Here is a 16,684-nt window from a genome sequence, read left to right as displayed (position 1 = left end):
ATGGGTATAATTAAACTATAAATATTAAAATTTATAATTAATCTATACGAAATTAATTATAGTTATACTAAAATCAATACTTACTTATTAAAAGTTTAAAAATTAAAATTATATATAAATAAAAGGAGATTAATATGATTAAATTAGGAACACATATTTCAATAGCAAAAGGATTTGCAAAGGCAGCTGAAACAGCTGTGTATATTGGTGCAAATACATTTCAATTTTTTAGTAGAAACCCAAGAGGAGGAAATGCTAAAGCATTTGATGAAAAAGATATAGCTAAATTTCAAGAGATTAGAAAAGCAAACAATTTTGCACCATTACTTGCACATGCTCCATATACTATGAATCTAGGTGGAGTGAAGGATGATGTTTATGAATTCGCAACACGAGTAATAGATGAAGACATAAGAAGAATGGACTCACTAGGTATAGAATACATGTGTTTTCACCCTGGAAGTCATGTAGGCGGTGGAGTAGACTTTGGTATAGATAGAATAGTAAAAGGGCTAAACAATGCTATTAAAGGAGATGAAAATATAACGATACTCCTTGAAACAATGTCAGGAAAGGGAACTGAAATAGGATTTAGTTTTGAGCAGTTAAAGAGCATAATAGATAATATCGAACATAAAGAAAGAATAGGTGTGTGTCTTGATACATGTCATATTTTTTCAGCTGGTTATGATATAGTTAATGATTTGGATGGAGTTTTAGAGGAATTCGACAAGGTTATAGGTATAGATAGATTAAAAACTATACATCTAAATGATAGTATGATGCCATTTGGAGATAAAAAAGATAGACATGCTGCAATAGGTGAAGGCAAGATAGGACTAAAAGCTTTAACTGATTTTATGGAACATCCAAGCATTAAAGATTTGCCATTTTTCTTAGAAACACCTTTTGATGATGAAGGTCATAAGATAGAGATTAAGATGATTAAAGAAATTTTATCTAGTAAATAATATTTTAATGTGATGTAGATAGTATTTTGATTTGATATAAATAATATTTTGATGCTATGTAGATTAAATTTAGATTAGAAGTTAGTGAAATATAGATTGGTATATTATGAAGCATATTAAATGAAATCTTGATTTAATATAAAAGAGTATATTATAAACTATATAAATGAACTTGATAATATGTGTATATATTGTGAATAGTATATAAATAGATTGCAAAAATTCTCATAATTTGTTGTATAATTAAAAGTAACATATTGATAATGTGTAAAATTAATTAAAAGTTAGGTGGGGAAGGTTATGAGAAATTTAGGCAAAACTAGTATGAAGATAAAAAGAGTCGGTTTTGGGGGAATTCCAATACAAAGAATTACACAAGAAGATACTAATTTAGTTATAAATGAGCTAGAAAAACAAGGCATAAACTTTATTGATAGCGCGAGGGGATATACAATAAGTGAAGAAGCGATTGGAATTGCTATAGAAGGAAAAAGAGATAAATTTTTTCTAGCTACTAAAAGTATGTCTAGAGATTATGATTCAATGAAGAGAGATGTGGAAATAAGTTTAAATAACTTTAAAACTGATTTTATAGATTTATATCAATTCCACAATGTTAAAGAAGAAGAGTATGACAATCTTTTTAAAGGTAAAACAGCTTATAATGCTCTTTTAGAAGCAAAAGAACAAGGTAAGATAAAACATATTGGTATAACTAGTCATAACTTAAATACTATAGAAAAAGCTTTAGAAAGTGGCAAATTTGATACTATACAATTTCCTTACAATATAGTTGAAGGACAAGCAGACGAGGTATTTAAAAAAGCTCATGAAAAAGGAATTGGTATAATAGTAATGAAACCTTTAGCTGGTGGAGCTTTAGATAATGCTACATTGGCTATTAAATATATATTGTCTAAGGACTATATAGATGTGGTTATACCAGGAATGGATAGTGTTGAGCAAGTTAGACAAAATGTCGCTGTGCTTGAAAATCTTGTATTAGATGAGAATGATGAGAAAGCAATTAAAGAAATAAGAAATTCTCTAGGTAAAAAATTCTGTAGAAGATGTGAATATTGTATGCCTTGTGCTGTTGGAATAAATATACCTTTAAGCTTCTTATGTGAAGGATATTACACTAGATATGGATTAGAGGAGTGGGCTAAGGAAAAATACGAAGTTATGGATGTTAAACCTACTGAATGTATTGACTGCGGGCTTTGTGAGAGTCGATGTCCATATGAACTTCCAATAAGAGAAATGTTAAAGACTGTTGTTGAAAAGTTAGGATAGATTTTACTTATTGAAATCGGTGTAATGTAGAATAATTTGTGCTTCAAGATTAATAAAAAGCTTCTTTATGGCAATGATTTAAATATAATCAAATGTCATAAAGAAGCTTTTTTATGAATACTTTAGAAAACAATTAGTCAAATAAATTATACCAGATGGAGAATTTATAAAATCTAGAGATATATTACAAGAGATGTTAGAGCAAGAAATGGCATTAGAACTAGGTTATGAAAATGGTGACAACCATAATAAGAATACAAGTAACAGAAGAAATGGATATAGCAAAAAACTATAAAGTCACAATTTGGAGATTTACAACTAGATGTTCCAAGAGGCAGAGATAATGACTTTAATCTAATAGTCGTTCCTAAAAACATTAGAGATACCTCAGGAATCGAAGGAAAAATAATATCACTTTATGCAAGAGGTATGTCAACAAGAGATATACATGACTAAATATTAGATTTATGTGGTATAGAAATTTCAACTGATAATACAACAAATGTTGTAATTCAAGAACTAAAGAATGGCAAAATAGACCCCTTAAACAAGTTTATCCTTTTGTATTTATGGATGCAATTCATTATAAAGTAAGATATGATGGAAAAATAAAAAATAAAGCTGCATATGTGATTTTAGGAGTAAATAAGGATGGTTTCAAAGATATTTTAGGAATATGGATAGGTGAAAACGAAAAATCAAAGTTTTGGTATAGTGTTTTAACGGATTCAAAAAATAGAGAAGTTAAAGATGTACTGATTTTCAGTTTTGATGGATTAAATGGCTTTAAAGAGGCGATAGTTGCAAGTTATCCTAATTCTGTAATACAAAAATGTATAATCCATCAGATAAGAAACACTTTTAAATATATTTCATACAAAGATTCAAAATAATTAATAAGTGATTTTAAATCTGTATATAAGGCAGTTAATGAACAAGAAGCTTCGTCAACTTTAGATAAAATAGATGAAAAAGGTGGTAAGCAGTATCCTTAAGCAATTAAAATTTGGAGAAATAACTGGGATGGTATATACAATCAGTTATCCATATTTTTTGATAATAGAATATAATTTTTAAAAATCATATTCTAAAAATTTGCCATAATAGATATGGTTTCCAAAAATATTTAGGAATATCCAAATATATATATTTTACAATTTATTAAAATAAAATTCATATATTGGGAAACATTAATAGTAAATAAACAATTGTGCTATAAAGCGAAAATTATCTTTAGAAGCACAAATTAATTTACAATTTCGTTTAAAATCAGTGATTATTCAAAAGATCTTACATTTATATTTAAAAATGACGAAAATATTATTCAAAAAAATAATGAACTTGAAAGATAGTCAATTTTCTTATAAAATAAATAGGTACAGATTAAGAGAGTATACAGTATCTACTTTCTTAATCTGTATAAAAAAATATTTAGATATATAAAATAACTACTATTTTAGTGTTAATACTAATTAGACTTTATTTCATATTTTCGTTTTTATCCATATAAATGCTTACTATCCCACTCTTTATGTCTTGTTTAAAATTGTAAACTAAAGCTTTGAAAATTCGATCTCTAGAATAAAATCTTACTATATCATATTTCTTGTCAAGAGTTTCAGTATGTGAGGAATTTTTTATTGTAAAACTAACCTTTGCATCTTTTTTAAAAACCAATTTCCATTTTTATGCATATCTACATAGTATCCAATATCAGTGTATTTTCGAATATCTGAACGCTTACACTGTTTCGTAATAGTATCTGATGATTTATATTCTACAAAGTCAATCTCACATTTTTCCATACAAAATTCCTCATTTGTTATATTTTTTCAAGAATAGTCAAGAAATCTCCCTATTAAAGATACAGATTATTATTTTTGGTAGTTTATCACACTTGCAAAATAAAAATAGTTTATTTTACCATAATCCTGTGAACGCTTAATTTACAAAATACAAAATGAACAGATTGAAATTTAATAATATTACAGTTCGGAGAAAACAGTGTTTAACCATATATAAGATAGAGTGCATATGTGTAAAAATGGAGTATAGGTAATTAGATGCTATAGTTGCTTTTTACTTTAATCTTTTTTACTTCTTTAAATCTTTATACAATTCTTTGGCTAAGTTTTACATTATAGATTATAGAAGTTTTTATTCTTAAATAATTTAGAGAAAGATTTCATTTGTTCCATATAACAAGCTTAAGCAATTTTTTCAAATTCTTTATGGAATATATTATTCTCAAATATCTCATAATCATTCTTCACAGCCTATTTTTTATTATTCCTTATATATACAACTATATAACCTTTTTATTTAAATTACACATATTACATAGAATTTTTGGTAATAATATAACTTTACTATAATTAAAAATAGAATAATTTTTCAAATTTTTTATCTAAAGCTATACACAAAATAAGTGCTAGTCTTGCTGTTGGATTGAACTTTCCTGTTTCTATTGAACTAATAGTGTTCCTTGACACACCCACTAATTCAGCTAATTGGCTCTGAGATAAATTTATTTCTTCTCTAGCTGCTTTTAAGTTATTTTTTAATACTAATTCTTTTTTCATTTGACTACCTCAATGATAATAGTACAAAATTAATTAATGAAAAAATAGTACCGATTGTACCTATAATTCCAACAATAATATAAGATTTTTTATGTGTAAATGGATATTTTGAAATAGTCTCAGCAGCTAAAAATGCCCAAAATAATGAAGATGCAGCATAACTTTCTTGTCCTACATAAGCATTAAATAGAATGATAAAAACGTATATACAACAGAATACAAAATATCCTACAGATCTTCCTTTATTTTGTATATATTTTATACCTTCATCATTATTTGATTGGCGGCTCTTTTTTAAAATTTCCTCTTTATTCATTTAATAAACCTCCTTTTATATATGCCAAGTTTACTTGGTATTAATATTATTATAGCATGACAAGTTTTATTGTCAAGACTGAAAATAAATTAAAATATAGATTAAGACATTAAGTGTTTGAAGAAGAAAGGAATTAGTAGATAGACATCTATTTACTAGTACAATTTAATCAGAAGGTATAAAAATTATAGTATTTTACTAATTTATGTTAAATGATAAAATAAATTATATTAAAAAAATATTATAATTTTGCTATTTTAAATAACAAAATTATAAATTTAATAGCAATAATTTTTTGAAATATATATTAATAACATAAAATAATAAATTTTATTATAAATTTTATTGTAAAGTTTGTGTACTATTATGTATAAAAATAAGTGTTGAAATTAGGAAAAACACCTAATATACTAATAATAAATAGAAAATTAATAAAATATATATTATTCATAAACATAAATTAATCCCATATCACATTTGCAAATGTCAAAAAATCATTAATACTTTTTAAAAAGTAATCTACATGTATGATTTATCTCAATTATAATTCAACTTTATGTAACTGCAATTATTAATTAAAATGGAAGTGATAATTATTAAAAATAATAAAATCTTAAAAATGAAGCGAATAATAAAATTAATATTAGATACTGATAAAAAATTTATTTTTATCAGCTTGATTTCTTCAATAATACTATCAATTCTACCATTGTTATCTCTTAATTTAATGCAAGAAATTATAAATTCTTTGCAAATAAGTAATAAAAATATTGAAAAAATATTTGTTATTGTATTTTTATATTTATTTGTAAACTTTTTACTCTTAATAATAGAAACATTTATAGGTTATTATAAAAACAAATTTGAATTAGAGTTCAATTTATGTTTAGATAACTTAATTTTAGAGAAGGCATCTAATCTTTCTTTAAAAGATTTTGAGGATAGTGATGTGTATGATAGATTTAATAGAGCACAAGGAGATATCAATAATAAAATTATATTAATGATAAGCACAATTATTCAAATAATGACTTTACTAATAACCACTATTTTATACATTATAAAATTTATAGGTTTTAATATTTGGATGATACCTTTTATTATAATTATACCTATAATAAAATTTTTCGTTATAAATAAACTCAATATCAAGAAATATAACATCATTAGAAATAGGACAAGTGAGACTAGAAAATCATGGTATTACAGTTATTTAATTACTAATGGAGATGCTTTCAAAGAATTAAAAATTAACAATTTATTTTCATATTTTATAAAAAAATATAATATATACATAAATAAATTTAATAAACAAGACTTAACATTAGAGAAAGAAAGACTGACTAAAATATCACTATTAGATTTTTTAGAAGAATTTATTGATGGCATATTATTTGGAATAATAATATATTTTGGTATAGTTCAAGTTATATTAATAGGTGATGTTATTACATATACAAAACTGATAATGAATATAAAAGATAATATTAAAAATATTTTGAATTTATTTTCAATTTTAAAGCAAAACAGTTTATATATCAACATGTTATTTGAACTTTTAGATATGACAAATGAAGTTGAACTTCAAACAAAAAAGACATTAATAAAGGTAGATTCTATTGAAAAGATTGAATTTAGAAATGTATTTTTTAAGTATAAAAGTAGTCAAGATTATATACTTAAAAATATAAATTTAGTTATGAAAAAGGGTACTTCTTTTGCTATTGTAGGTTTAAATGGTAGTGGAAAAACTACTTTAGGTAAATTAATAATGGGTTACTATTTTGATTATGAAGGAGATATTTTAATCAATGGAGTTGATATCAAAAATATAGATATGGATTCATATAGAGAAAAGTTAGGATTTTTATTTCAAGATTTTTTAAGGTTTGAAGCAACACTTAGAGAAAATATTTATTATGGTAACCTTACTTTAATTAATGATGATATGAAATTAGAAAAAATAATAAATAAGTTTGATTTAAATAAAATTATAGAAGGTGAAATTAATAAATATGATATACAATTGGGATATTGGTTTGACTCTGGAAAACAAATTTCAATGGGACAGTGGCACAGAGTTGCCTTAGCAAGAACTTTTGTCAAAAATGCAGATGTATACCTTTTAGATGAACCTAATTCAAGCCTAGATCCATTTACAGAAAACAACTTATCAAACTTATATACAAAGGTTTTCGAAAATAAGATAGGTATAATAATAACCCATAGATTTATAAATATTGTAAAAAAAGTTGACGAAGTAATTGTTATAGAGAAAGGAAGTATTGTAGAGAAAGGAACACATGAATACTTATTTGAACAAGGAAAATTATATTCAAAACTTTATAAAATACAACTAGAAGGGGAGTTTATTGATGGAGAATGTGAACAGATATAAATGTCATGATATTTTTATGGTAAGAACACCATCTTTACCCATAAATATATATACAGCATTAGATGGATACTATAATGAAAATGTTGAAAATTTAATTCAAGAATACAATTTATATAATTTTTTTGAAGAAAATTTACTTGTATCAAGTAGAAATTTATATGACTCTTTTGAAAAGTATACTATAAAAAAAGAAGAAGGCAAAATAAAAAAAATAAAGAACTACAAAGAAAGTCTTTTGAAATATATAATAAGATCATCATCAAGACCAACACCATTTGGTGGTTTTAGTAAAGTAGGACTAGCACAATTTAGGAATAGTGATATTGGAATAAATATTTCTAAGGATTTAGTAACTAAAAAAGTTAATGTTGACAATTCTTGGCTTCATTTTATAATAAATTCTTTTGAAAATAATATAATAATTTTAAAGCAATTAAACTTAAAAATTAATCCCTTATGTTATAAATATGGAGATAGATTTAAAAATCCTTTTTGTTCTAATTTAGGTAATGAAAAAATTTCTTCAAATAAAAATAATATTAAATATTCAAACTTGATACAGTTAATTAAAGAAGAATTAAAAACGTTTAAAAGTTACGAAAAATTATGTTTAGCAATTGTATCTATGTATGAAGGAATTAATATAAATATTGTTAATGACACTATACTTAAGTTAATAAAAAGTGAGTTTATATTAACTGATTTAAGAATAAATTTATTAACTCATGAACCATTAAAAAAGCTAATATCAAAGCTTGAATTTCTAGAATTAGATGAAAAAAACAAAGAAATCTTATCAAAATTAAAAGAGTTAGATTCTTTAATATTTTTTTATAATAATTATAATTATGATGTTAATAATATTAAGAAAATCTCTTCTATTATGGAGAGTATCCATAAGTCAAATACATATTTAATGTTAAACACTGGTATAAAATTTAATAATAATTCAATTGATATTAATATAAAAAAAGACTTAGAAGAATTTGCAAATATTTTTAAAAATTTATTTATTGAGAAAAAATATGATAATGAATCTGTGGAAGATGATTTTATAGAAAAATATGGACTGAATATAGAAGTACCATTTGTTGACTTTATTGATCCTAATGGTTTTGATGCAATTAAAAGATTTAAACATGTGAATGAGCATAATAAATTAATATATGAAAGAGAGGATATGATCAAACGACTATTAGAGAAAAAGTTAACCTTATCTCAGATTAATCATAGTGACGAAATAATAATAGAGGAAAAAGATATAAAAGATGAAATTAAGCCTAAAACTGAACTGCCAATATCTTTTGATTTAAATGTTTTTATAACTAAAGATGAAATGAATAACTATAATTATTTCGTTGGACCTAATGTAGGAAGTGACGATGGTGGAACTACATTCCAAAGATTTGAAGAGGTATTAGATAAGAAGCTTTTCCAAGAGTATTTAGACATCTATGACAAAAAAAATAAATTAATAGATGATGACTATATAGTATCAGAAATAAGAGAGATAAGCTCAAATGGTAGAATTACTAATATATTTAATAAAACAACAAACTATAATAATTATATTAATTTTGGATTTCCTTCTAATGATAGTGTTGGAGAAATTAATGTGGAAGACTTATCAATAGGCTTAGATGACAACGCTCAATTTTATATTAAATATAAAAATAATAAAAAGATAAAATTTGTACTGGATAATATGTTGAATCCTAGCGTAATAAATGATGTAGCATATATTTTGTATCGTATTTCTAGTAATTACAATAAATGCTTGATACATAGAATATTTATGTTTAATGATATAAGTAGTGTTTATATCCCAAGAGTAAAAATTGGAAAGGTTACGGCTTTTCCAAAAACTTGGATATTAGATTCTGACGATTTTACAGTTAATGATAGCTCAAAATTTATTTTAGAATTAAAAAATTATATTAATAAATTTTCCATTGATAAATATGTTTACTTAAAGAGTGCTGATAATAGATTGTTAATTAATTTGGAAAAAGATGTGTATAGTAATTTGATATTAGCCTCATTAAAGAAATCTAGGTTTGTAGAGCTTTCTGAAGTTGAAACTAATTTAATTGATGGAAGTATGGTGGTAGATGAATGTAATAATAAATATATATCAGAATTTGTTTTTACTTTTATTATAGAAAACTATAAAAAAGCTATACAAATAAACAAAGGTAGAAAAATAATAAGTGAAAATAGATGCTTTAATTTATTTTCAGATGGTTGGGTATATATAAAAGTTTATGGTGTGGGAGATAGAAATTTAGATGTATTAAACTCTATAGAAAATGAGTTAAGGTTTAATCTAGATAAACATTTATTTTTTTTCATTAGATATTTAGACCATACAGGATATCATTTGAGAATAAGATTTAAATTTGAGAGTAAAGAAAGTTCAATAAAAAATATAGGAAAAATTAGTGAGTGGTTAGAAAAAATAGAAAATAGTAGAATGGTTAATAAAGTGATTTTTGATGTTTATGAAAGAGAAACAAATAGATATGGAGGTCTAAATCTTATAAGTAAAGCTGAAGAATTATTTGAATCTGATAGTGAGTTTGTCATATCACTGTTAAATTCTTATAATATCGAAAATAAAGAAGTGTTGGATGAGATATATTTATTTGGAGTTATTTCCATTTTAAAAACTTTAACTAAAGATTTAGATGAATTAAATGAAATATTAATGGATTTTGATAAGTTAGAATATAGGAAGGAATTTCATAAATCAAATAACAAATATGTTAGCTTTGTAGAGAATGTTTTAAAAGACAACTTTGAAGCCTTTGTAAAAGATAAAACTGTTTTAGAAAACTATTTATCTAGAAAAAATAAATTAACTGAATTTAAAGTATTAACTAATAATGAGAAGTCATGCAACAATACTGAAGATAATAAAAATTTATTTTTATCAATATCACACATGTTCTGTAATCGTTTACATGGTGATAGAAACTATGAAGAAAGAATATTATCCTTAGCTCATTTATCAGTCAAAACAATTATTAATCAGAGCAAATATAAACAATAACTTGGTAAGTAGCAAATGCTTTATAATAAAATGGTTACATAAAAAATTGAAAGGATGGTTAGTTATGGGAAAATTTGATGATTTTAATATTGATTTAAGAGAGAATAAAAATGATGCTTTAGTTGATTCAAAAGCAGTACCTCCATCTACTTGGGGATGTGTTATTACTACAGTACAAATATCAATACAAGTTTGTACAAATATTTATTGTGGAGGAAGTGATTCATGCAATTGCAATATGACGAAAATTAGTATATGTGGTAAAAAGAAGTAGTTAATTAAATAAATTTTATAAAGCATTTGTTATTAATATAAGAAATGAATTGATAAATCATAAGTTTTAATTAAAAAATTATACTGGTTACCTTATGCTTAATAAGTAGATATATAATTAAGGGGGGGTATTATTAAAAAAAATATTGTAGCTATCATAGGTTCTAATAATAATAGATCACAAACAAAAGCAATTACAGAGAATATACTTAATGAGTTGACAAAACTAGATCAAGCTTATAGTTACAAAGGTATTTTTCTAGGAGAATTAAATCTTAAGTATTGTATAGGATGTCAAAAATGTTTTAATGATGGTTTTTGCGAATTAGATAAATTAGATGATATGGTCTTAATTCGTGAATATATGGAAAAAGCAGATATTATACTTTTGGCATCGCCAGTATATGCCAATGATGTATCTGGGATAATGAAGACATTTATAGATAGGATATCTTATCAATTTCATCTATTAAGTTTTTCAGGTAAATTAGGATTTACTTTAACTGTTGCTGATCACAGCGGGTCAGAAAAAGTTATTGAATATCTTGATCATTTATCTATTCATTTAGGAATTAAAAATTTATCTAACTATAGTTTTATTTATATTAATGATTCAATGTATGAAAAGCCAACTTTAATAGCTAAAGATATGCTTAGAAAGATACAAGGAAACTATGGATATTCAAACTATTATTTAGAGTATTTATTTAGAATGTATAAATCTGAAACATTACCAAAGGATGCTGTGAATTTTGAAAATGTGTCTCATCAAAATGAGTTAAAATTTTGGTCTCAAAATTGGATAAAAAATACTGATTCTTTCCAAGAATTTGCTGCCAAAAAAAGGAGCATAAATTATGATCTCTATGAAAAGTAATATTGAATTGAAAAAAAGTTATTTTGATAAAATTAAAGTTATTATTGAATGGTATTTAATATCAATAAAACAAGAATATAGAAATGATTACATACCACCATTTAGATATGAAGATTATTTAATTACAATATCCGAATTTATTCTTTTGGTAAATAATGAGAAAAAAGAAGAATATATAGAAATAGGATATAGTTTAGCAAGAGGTATAAAACATAAACTAGAACATGATTTTGAAAGTAATAAAAAGCCTTCTATGTTTATTGGTTTAGGTTATTCAGCTTTTTCAGTATATTTATTTAATAAAAAAACAGGTCTTTTAGGAAACTTTTTATACTCATTAAATAATTTATTATTGAGTGAGTGTTATAAGAAAGTTGAAATTTTAACAAAAAATATAACATTTAAAGGTTCTAAAGATACTGATTATGATTTAATATATGGAGTATCTGGTGTATTGTACTATCTTTTAGAATTTGAGTGGGCTGATGAAGATATTTGTAAAATAATGAAAATTGGCGAATATCTTATATCACTTTGTTTTGATTATGAATATAAAGAATATATAATTCCAAGATTCCATATGGAATCTAAGTATATCATTAATGAAATTGATAAAGATAGATTTCCAGAAGGTTATTTAAATTTTGGAATGGCTCATGGTATGATAGCACCTTTAATTTCAATAACTAAATTAAAGAAAAAGATTAACAATATAAAAGATATTGATAAGGCTATAGATAAAATTTTAAATTTATATAAGGTGTTTGTAAATAAAGAAAAAGATTATTATAGATGGCCAACACAAATATCCCCTGATGAGTATATGAAAAAAAGTTTCGATGTTAATCGCTCGCAGATAGAGAGTTGGTGTTATGGAGGAATGAGCATAGCTAAAGGATTGAAAAATGTATTTATAAACTTAAAAAATGATACTTTAGTATTTCAAAGCAATGATATGTTAAAAAACTTATTAACTCAAAATTTTGAGCAATATGATTTGTACACACCAATTCTTTGTCATGGACATAGTAGTGTTTTATCTATAATGACATCAATATATAAAGAAACTAATGACAAAGTTTATCTGTACAATCTTGAAAAAACTTTGGACGAAATATACCTATTATTTGATCCATCATTAAGATTTGGTTTTAAAACATTTAGAGACGCAGAAATAATTAAAAATACAAGCTTTTTAGAAGGAACAACAGGTATAATTTTATCATTAATTTCAATAATAAGTAATGAATCAGATTATGAAAAATTATTATTTCTAGTCTAAAGTGATATGAGGGCTACTTCAATTACAGCATGAACAATTTTATTATATGATATTTTACTGCTTTATCAACTAAACCAGTAGCCCTAAATTCTATGGCATATTTAAAAATCAAATTTAAATATTTATTCTGAACATTTGATATCTAAAACTATTATAGTAATATATATAGTCATCTGTAGCTTTAACTAATTGTTAATATGTATCAAACTTTTGCAAATAATACCTTTCCATCTTTAAAATCTCCCCAAAACATGCCATAGGAGACTTATCAATGCAACGACTAACTCTTGACATACTTTGTACCATGACTTGTGTTAAAAGCTTTGATTTAAATACCTTACTAGTATACTGGTAACCTCTATTACTATAAAAGATAGGTTTTTCACATGGATAGACTTCTATTGTTTTATCAAAAGTTTCGAATAACATATGAAAATATACTTCTATCATCTAAATCCAAAATCGCATTTAAATAAGCCTTAGTCCCATTAGTTAATTTAAATTCAGTTACATCTGTTAACCATTTTTGACAGGTTTTATCTGCACTAAATTTTCTACTTAATACATTTTCAGCAATAATTTCTGGTATACATTTAACATAAATAAATTTATTTTTTCTATAAATAGATCTTAAGCCTGTGCTCTTATTAGTCTGTATACTCTTTTGTGACTCACATAAGTTTATACTCTATATTTAACTGTAGAGTCATCTTTAATGAACCAAAGACAACATTTTTCTCTTCATATATCTTAGTTATCAATGTTGTTAATTTAATGTTTTCAAGTTCTAAATTACTTTTATCTAGATTTAGCCATTTATAGTATCCAGAACGATTTACTTTAGCAATTTCACATAATTGGATAAGCGAAGCTTTTTTTTCATTGAATAAATATTGAATCACTTTATGTTTATCTTCATTCTGGGAAGTGTAATTACCACCATCTTTTTATTTTTTTAACTTCTTTAAGAATTCATTTTTCAGTTATAATTTGTGTTTTCTGCTTTTACAATTTTCAATTCCAGCTTTATCTCATCTAATTGAGTTAATGCATCTTCTTTTTTGCTTTACCTCTTCTATTTTCTAATCCATCTATACCTTTTTCTTTATATTTAAGAGTCTATCTTCTAACTTAATTGTATGAAACAGAATATTTTTCTGCTATTAAATTGTAAATTACTGATGACTATGATTGGGGCTATAAATGAGTTTGAAAGAACTAATCTACTGGAACGTAAAGTGGAATGTATAATAATAGCAAAACAGAAAGGTAAGCACAAAGGAAGCAAAAATATTGTGATTGAAAATTTTGAAGAATACTATAATAAATATATTAATAAAAGAATGTAAAGTTGATACGAAAGTTGGGTTATAATTAAAAGAGGAGCTATAGGGAAATTTGTTTTTACACAAATCTACTTATAACTCCTAAAATAATTTATTTTTTTAAAAATGGGTAATGTAAAATAATTTGTACTTCAAGATTAATAAAAAGCTTCTTTGTGGCAATGATTTAATCATATTCTAAAAATTTGCCATAATAGATATGGTTTCCAAAAATATTTAAGAATATCCAAATATATATATTTTACAATTTATTAAAATAAAATTCATATATTGGGAAACATTAATAGTAAATAAACAATTGTTGCTATAAAGTGAAAATTATCTTTAAAAGCACAAATTAATTTACAGTCTCGAAATCGGTGTAATAAATTTACACCGATTTCTTTTTTTGTAAGTATTATCATTATATATAAATTATTTTTTTAGTACAACTGTCATGCAGATATTTAATTTATGCAAGTCCAGTATTTATACAAGTACTAATTATTATATAAATATTGTTTTTGTATAAGTATAATTTTATCATCACATACAGATTTTTATTTTTCAAAAATATTATAAGATATATCATATTTAGATATTGGATAAAGTTCAATTTCAACTCTAGGGTTATCCTTATCTATAAAATCAAATAAAAGTACTGGCTTAAGCTGCTTATCATTTTTTATTATTCCACTTTTTTCAATACCATCACAAATGCTCTTTGGATAGTTATGTAAATCGCCCATTCTCTTATTAGGGAAGAATAATTTTAACACTGTTATTAAATTTTCTTCAACAGTTTCTCCTTGATACTGTTGATTTATAAAACCTGCAATCATGTTCTCATATGCTAAATACTTAGAATATTTTCCCTTTGAAGGCATCCATGCTTGACCATTTATATTATGAAGTTTAAAATTAGATTTACTAATGGGTCTACCTGGTATTGTTATTTTAATCAATTTATTCACCATCCTTATACAGTATTTATTATAATCTGTGGATGGTTTAAAAGCAAATTCTTATTTGTTGTGCTTTTATGAATAACAAAATATAGATAGTGAAAAATAAGTAGTGTTATAAGAGCAAAATAGCTGAAAATTTAAAATAGATAAATATTAAATTATACTAAGACAACAGTACATAAAAGTCAAATTATATAGAAAATAAATTATATAAATATGTAAATTTAAAAAATTAGACTATTTAGACTATATATTTTTAGACTATACAAATGTTGTTATGTCTAAACAAAGAAACAGAAGTAGCATAATTGTAATTTTAGAATTTAAGTTGAGAAGGAATAATTTTATGGATAATAACAGAGTAAAAGAATTTTGTAATCTTATAGGATTAAAGTGTGTAGGAATAGCTGGAGTAGATAAGTATGAAAATCTAAGAGATATACTTGAAGATAGACAGAAAAAAGACTATTTAACAGGTATGGAAGAACCTATAATTGAAAATAGAATTAATCCTAGAAATATAATGGAAGATGCTAACTCCATAATAGTGTGCGCTTTTCCATACCATATAAATAGACAAGAAAAGAATAAAAATTCAAATTTATCAAAATATTGTCATGGAAAAGACTATCATATTGTAGTAAAAGATTTTTTACAACAAATTTGTGATTATATTTCCAAAAATGTAGAAGGTTTTAAATATAAGGTATTTGCTGATAATGGACCATTAGTTGACAGATATTTAGCTTATTTATCGGGTATTGGATATTTTGGAATAAATAATAATATTATAACTGATGAATATGGTTCTTATATATTTATTGGATATATAGTAAATAATTATAAGTTTGAAGAAGATAAACCACTAGAAAAAAGCTGTTTTAAATGTGGAAAATGTGTAAAATATTGTCCGGGAAATGCTATATTGGGAAATTATGATATGAATCCTAAAAAATGTTTATCATATATAACTCAAAAAAAGGGAGATTTGACAGAGGAAGAAAAGTATGTTTTAAAGAAAAGTAAAAAGATATTTGGATGCGATATTTGTCAGGAAGTATGTCCGCATAATATTGAAATACCAACAACTCACATCTTGGAATTTAAGGAAGATATAATAGATTATTTGGATTATGATGAGATACAAAATATATCAAATAAAGAATTTAAGAGGAGATACGGAGATAGAGCTTTTAGCTGGAGGGGTAAAAATATAATAAAGAGAAATATGGAAATAATTTTAGATAAGTATGATGACTAATAATAAGAGTCTATTTCATATACTTTAATGTGTATTTACTTTAACACTTATGGTGTAAAAGTCATATTATATCATTAAAGTTA

General features: G+C 24.2%; 16 protein-coding genes. 10 read left to right on the top strand and 6 right to left on the bottom strand.

The window, feature by feature from the left end; genetic code table 11:
- Nucleotides 1-134: 134 nt before the first annotated feature.
- From KGF36_RS16410 to KGF36_RS20285, 4 genes are all read left to right on the top strand, one after another.
- Nucleotides 135-971: a deoxyribonuclease IV gene (locus KGF36_RS16410; RefSeq protein WP_227842753.1), complete on the top strand. Its 837-nt coding sequence runs from the start codon at nucleotides 135-137 to the stop codon at nucleotides 969-971.
- A 300-nt stretch (nucleotides 972-1,271) separates the two neighbouring features.
- Nucleotides 1,272-2,267: an aldo/keto reductase gene (locus tag KGF36_RS16405; protein WP_227850758.1), complete on the top strand. Its 996-nt coding sequence runs from the start codon at nucleotides 1,272-1,274 to the stop codon at nucleotides 2,265-2,267.
- Between the two features lie 291 nt (nucleotides 2,268-2,558).
- Nucleotides 2,559-2,723 (top strand): transposase, encoded by a 165-nt coding sequence (locus tag KGF36_RS20290; RefSeq protein ID WP_304521572.1) that lies wholly within the window; start codon nucleotides 2,559-2,561, stop codon nucleotides 2,721-2,723.
- A gap of 113 nt (nucleotides 2,724-2,836) precedes the next feature.
- A complete protein-coding gene (locus KGF36_RS20285; protein WP_255287876.1) occupies nucleotides 2,837-3,160 on the top strand; it encodes a transposase in 324 nt (107 codons plus the stop codon).
- Between the two features lie 744 nt (nucleotides 3,161-3,904).
- Here KGF36_RS20285 and KGF36_RS16395 read toward each other — a convergent pair.
- From KGF36_RS16395 to KGF36_RS16385, 3 genes are all read right to left on the bottom strand, one after another.
- Nucleotides 3,905-4,072, bottom strand: a complete 168-nt coding sequence (locus KGF36_RS16395) for a hypothetical protein (protein WP_227829967.1) — start codon at nucleotides 4,070-4,072, stop codon at nucleotides 3,905-3,907.
- Between the two features lie 570 nt (nucleotides 4,073-4,642).
- Nucleotides 4,643-4,849 (bottom strand): helix-turn-helix transcriptional regulator, encoded by a 207-nt coding sequence (locus KGF36_RS16390; RefSeq protein ID WP_227829966.1) that lies wholly within the window; start codon nucleotides 4,847-4,849, stop codon nucleotides 4,643-4,645.
- 4 nt (nucleotides 4,850-4,853) lie between these two features.
- Entirely contained in the window at nucleotides 4,854-5,165 is a 312-nt protein-coding gene (locus tag KGF36_RS16385) for a DUF6442 family protein (RefSeq protein WP_227829965.1), read from the bottom strand.
- A gap of 619 nt (nucleotides 5,166-5,784) precedes the next feature.
- Here KGF36_RS16385 and KGF36_RS16380 point away from each other — a divergent pair.
- From KGF36_RS16380 to KGF36_RS16360, 5 genes are all read left to right on the top strand, one after another.
- Nucleotides 5,785-7,563, top strand: a complete 1,779-nt coding sequence (locus KGF36_RS16380; protein WP_227842751.1) for an ABC transporter ATP-binding protein — start codon at nucleotides 5,785-5,787, stop codon at nucleotides 7,561-7,563.
- A complete protein-coding gene (locus KGF36_RS16375) occupies nucleotides 7,541-10,615 on the top strand; it encodes a lantibiotic dehydratase (RefSeq protein WP_227842750.1) in 3,075 nt (1,024 codons plus the stop codon). Before KGF36_RS16380 ends, KGF36_RS16375 begins: the two co-directional genes overlap by 23 nt.
- Nucleotides 10,616-10,679: 64 nt before the next feature.
- Nucleotides 10,680-10,889: a hypothetical protein gene (locus KGF36_RS16370; RefSeq protein ID WP_227830321.1), complete on the top strand. Its 210-nt coding sequence runs from the start codon at nucleotides 10,680-10,682 to the stop codon at nucleotides 10,887-10,889.
- A gap of 129 nt (nucleotides 10,890-11,018) precedes the next feature.
- Nucleotides 11,019-11,765, top strand: coding sequence for a flavodoxin family protein (locus KGF36_RS16365; RefSeq protein ID WP_413926594.1), 747 nt, complete (start codon nucleotides 11,019-11,021; stop codon nucleotides 11,763-11,765).
- The gene (locus KGF36_RS16360; RefSeq protein WP_227854899.1) at nucleotides 11,746-13,047 is read left to right on the top strand and encodes a lanthionine synthetase LanC family protein; all 1,302 of its coding nucleotides are present in this window, start codon (nucleotides 11,746-11,748) and stop codon (nucleotides 13,045-13,047) included. Before KGF36_RS16365 ends, KGF36_RS16360 begins: the two co-directional genes overlap by 20 nt.
- Nucleotides 13,048-13,239: 192 nt before the next feature.
- On the opposite strand, the gene KGF36_RS16355 is transcribed toward KGF36_RS16360, so the two are convergent.
- From KGF36_RS16355 to KGF36_RS16345, 3 genes are all read right to left on the bottom strand, one after another.
- The gene (locus KGF36_RS16355) at nucleotides 13,240-13,476 is read right to left on the bottom strand and encodes a hypothetical protein (protein ID WP_227854898.1); all 237 of its coding nucleotides are present in this window, start codon (nucleotides 13,474-13,476) and stop codon (nucleotides 13,240-13,242) included.
- A gap of 242 nt (nucleotides 13,477-13,718) precedes the next feature.
- Complete coding sequence (locus KGF36_RS16350) at nucleotides 13,719-13,949, bottom strand: hypothetical protein (protein WP_227842749.1); 231 nt, start codon at nucleotides 13,947-13,949, stop codon at nucleotides 13,719-13,721.
- A 983-nt stretch (nucleotides 13,950-14,932) separates the two neighbouring features.
- Nucleotides 14,933-15,337 carry a RusA family crossover junction endodeoxyribonuclease gene (locus KGF36_RS16345; RefSeq protein ID WP_227433607.1) on the bottom strand — a complete coding sequence of 135 codons (405 nt, stop codon included), beginning with the start codon at nucleotides 15,335-15,337 and terminating at the stop codon, nucleotides 14,933-14,935.
- A 349-nt stretch (nucleotides 15,338-15,686) separates the two neighbouring features.
- On the opposite strand from KGF36_RS16345, the gene queG reads away from it, so the two are divergent.
- Nucleotides 15,687-16,601: a tRNA epoxyqueuosine(34) reductase QueG gene (gene queG / locus KGF36_RS16340; RefSeq protein ID WP_227842748.1), complete on the top strand. Its 915-nt coding sequence runs from the start codon at nucleotides 15,687-15,689 to the stop codon at nucleotides 16,599-16,601.
- Nucleotides 16,602-16,684 lie beyond the last annotated feature (83 nt).

Origin of the sequence: Clostridioides sp. ZZV14-6009, from assembly GCF_020658095.1 — a bacterium.
GTDB lineage: Bacteria > Bacillota > Clostridia > Peptostreptococcales > Peptostreptococcaceae > Clostridioides.
The sequence above is the reverse complement of the archived record's forward strand: the minus strand, read 5'-3'. Positions and strand labels throughout refer to the sequence as shown.

Excerpts from the sequence above, each read along its gene's own strand:
- KGF36_RS16410 (WP_227842753.1), top strand. The coding sequence starts at position 135 with ATGATTAAATTAGGAACACATATTTCAATAGCAAAAGGATTTGCAAAG.
- KGF36_RS16405 (WP_227850758.1), top strand. The coding sequence starts at position 1,272 with ATGAGAAATTTAGGCAAAACTAGTATGAAGATAAAAAGAGTCGGTTTT.
- KGF36_RS20285 (WP_255287876.1), top strand. The coding sequence starts at position 2,837 with ATGGATGCAATTCATTATAAAGTAAGATATGATGGAAAAATAAAAAAT.
- KGF36_RS16395 (WP_227829967.1), bottom strand. The coding sequence starts at position 4,072 with ATGGAAAAATGTGAGATTGACTTTGTAGAATATAAATCATCAGATACT.
- KGF36_RS16390 (WP_227829966.1), bottom strand. The coding sequence starts at position 4,849 with ATGAAAAAAGAATTAGTATTAAAAAATAACTTAAAAGCAGCTAGAGAA.
- KGF36_RS16385 (WP_227829965.1), bottom strand. The coding sequence starts at position 5,165 with ATGAATAAAGAGGAAATTTTAAAAAAGAGCCGCCAATCAAATAATGAT.
- KGF36_RS16380 (WP_227842751.1), top strand. The coding sequence starts at position 5,785 with ATGAAGCGAATAATAAAATTAATATTAGATACTGATAAAAAATTTATT.
- KGF36_RS16375 (WP_227842750.1), top strand. The coding sequence starts at position 7,541 with ATGGAGAATGTGAACAGATATAAATGTCATGATATTTTTATGGTAAGA.
- KGF36_RS16370 (WP_227830321.1), top strand. The coding sequence starts at position 10,680 with ATGGGAAAATTTGATGATTTTAATATTGATTTAAGAGAGAATAAAAAT.
- KGF36_RS16360 (WP_227854899.1), top strand. The coding sequence starts at position 11,746 with ATGATCTCTATGAAAAGTAATATTGAATTGAAAAAAAGTTATTTTGAT.
- KGF36_RS16355 (WP_227854898.1), bottom strand. The coding sequence starts at position 13,476 with ATGTTATTCGAAACTTTTGATAAAACAATAGAAGTCTATCCATGTGAA.
- queG (WP_227842748.1), top strand. The coding sequence starts at position 15,687 with ATGGATAATAACAGAGTAAAAGAATTTTGTAATCTTATAGGATTAAAG.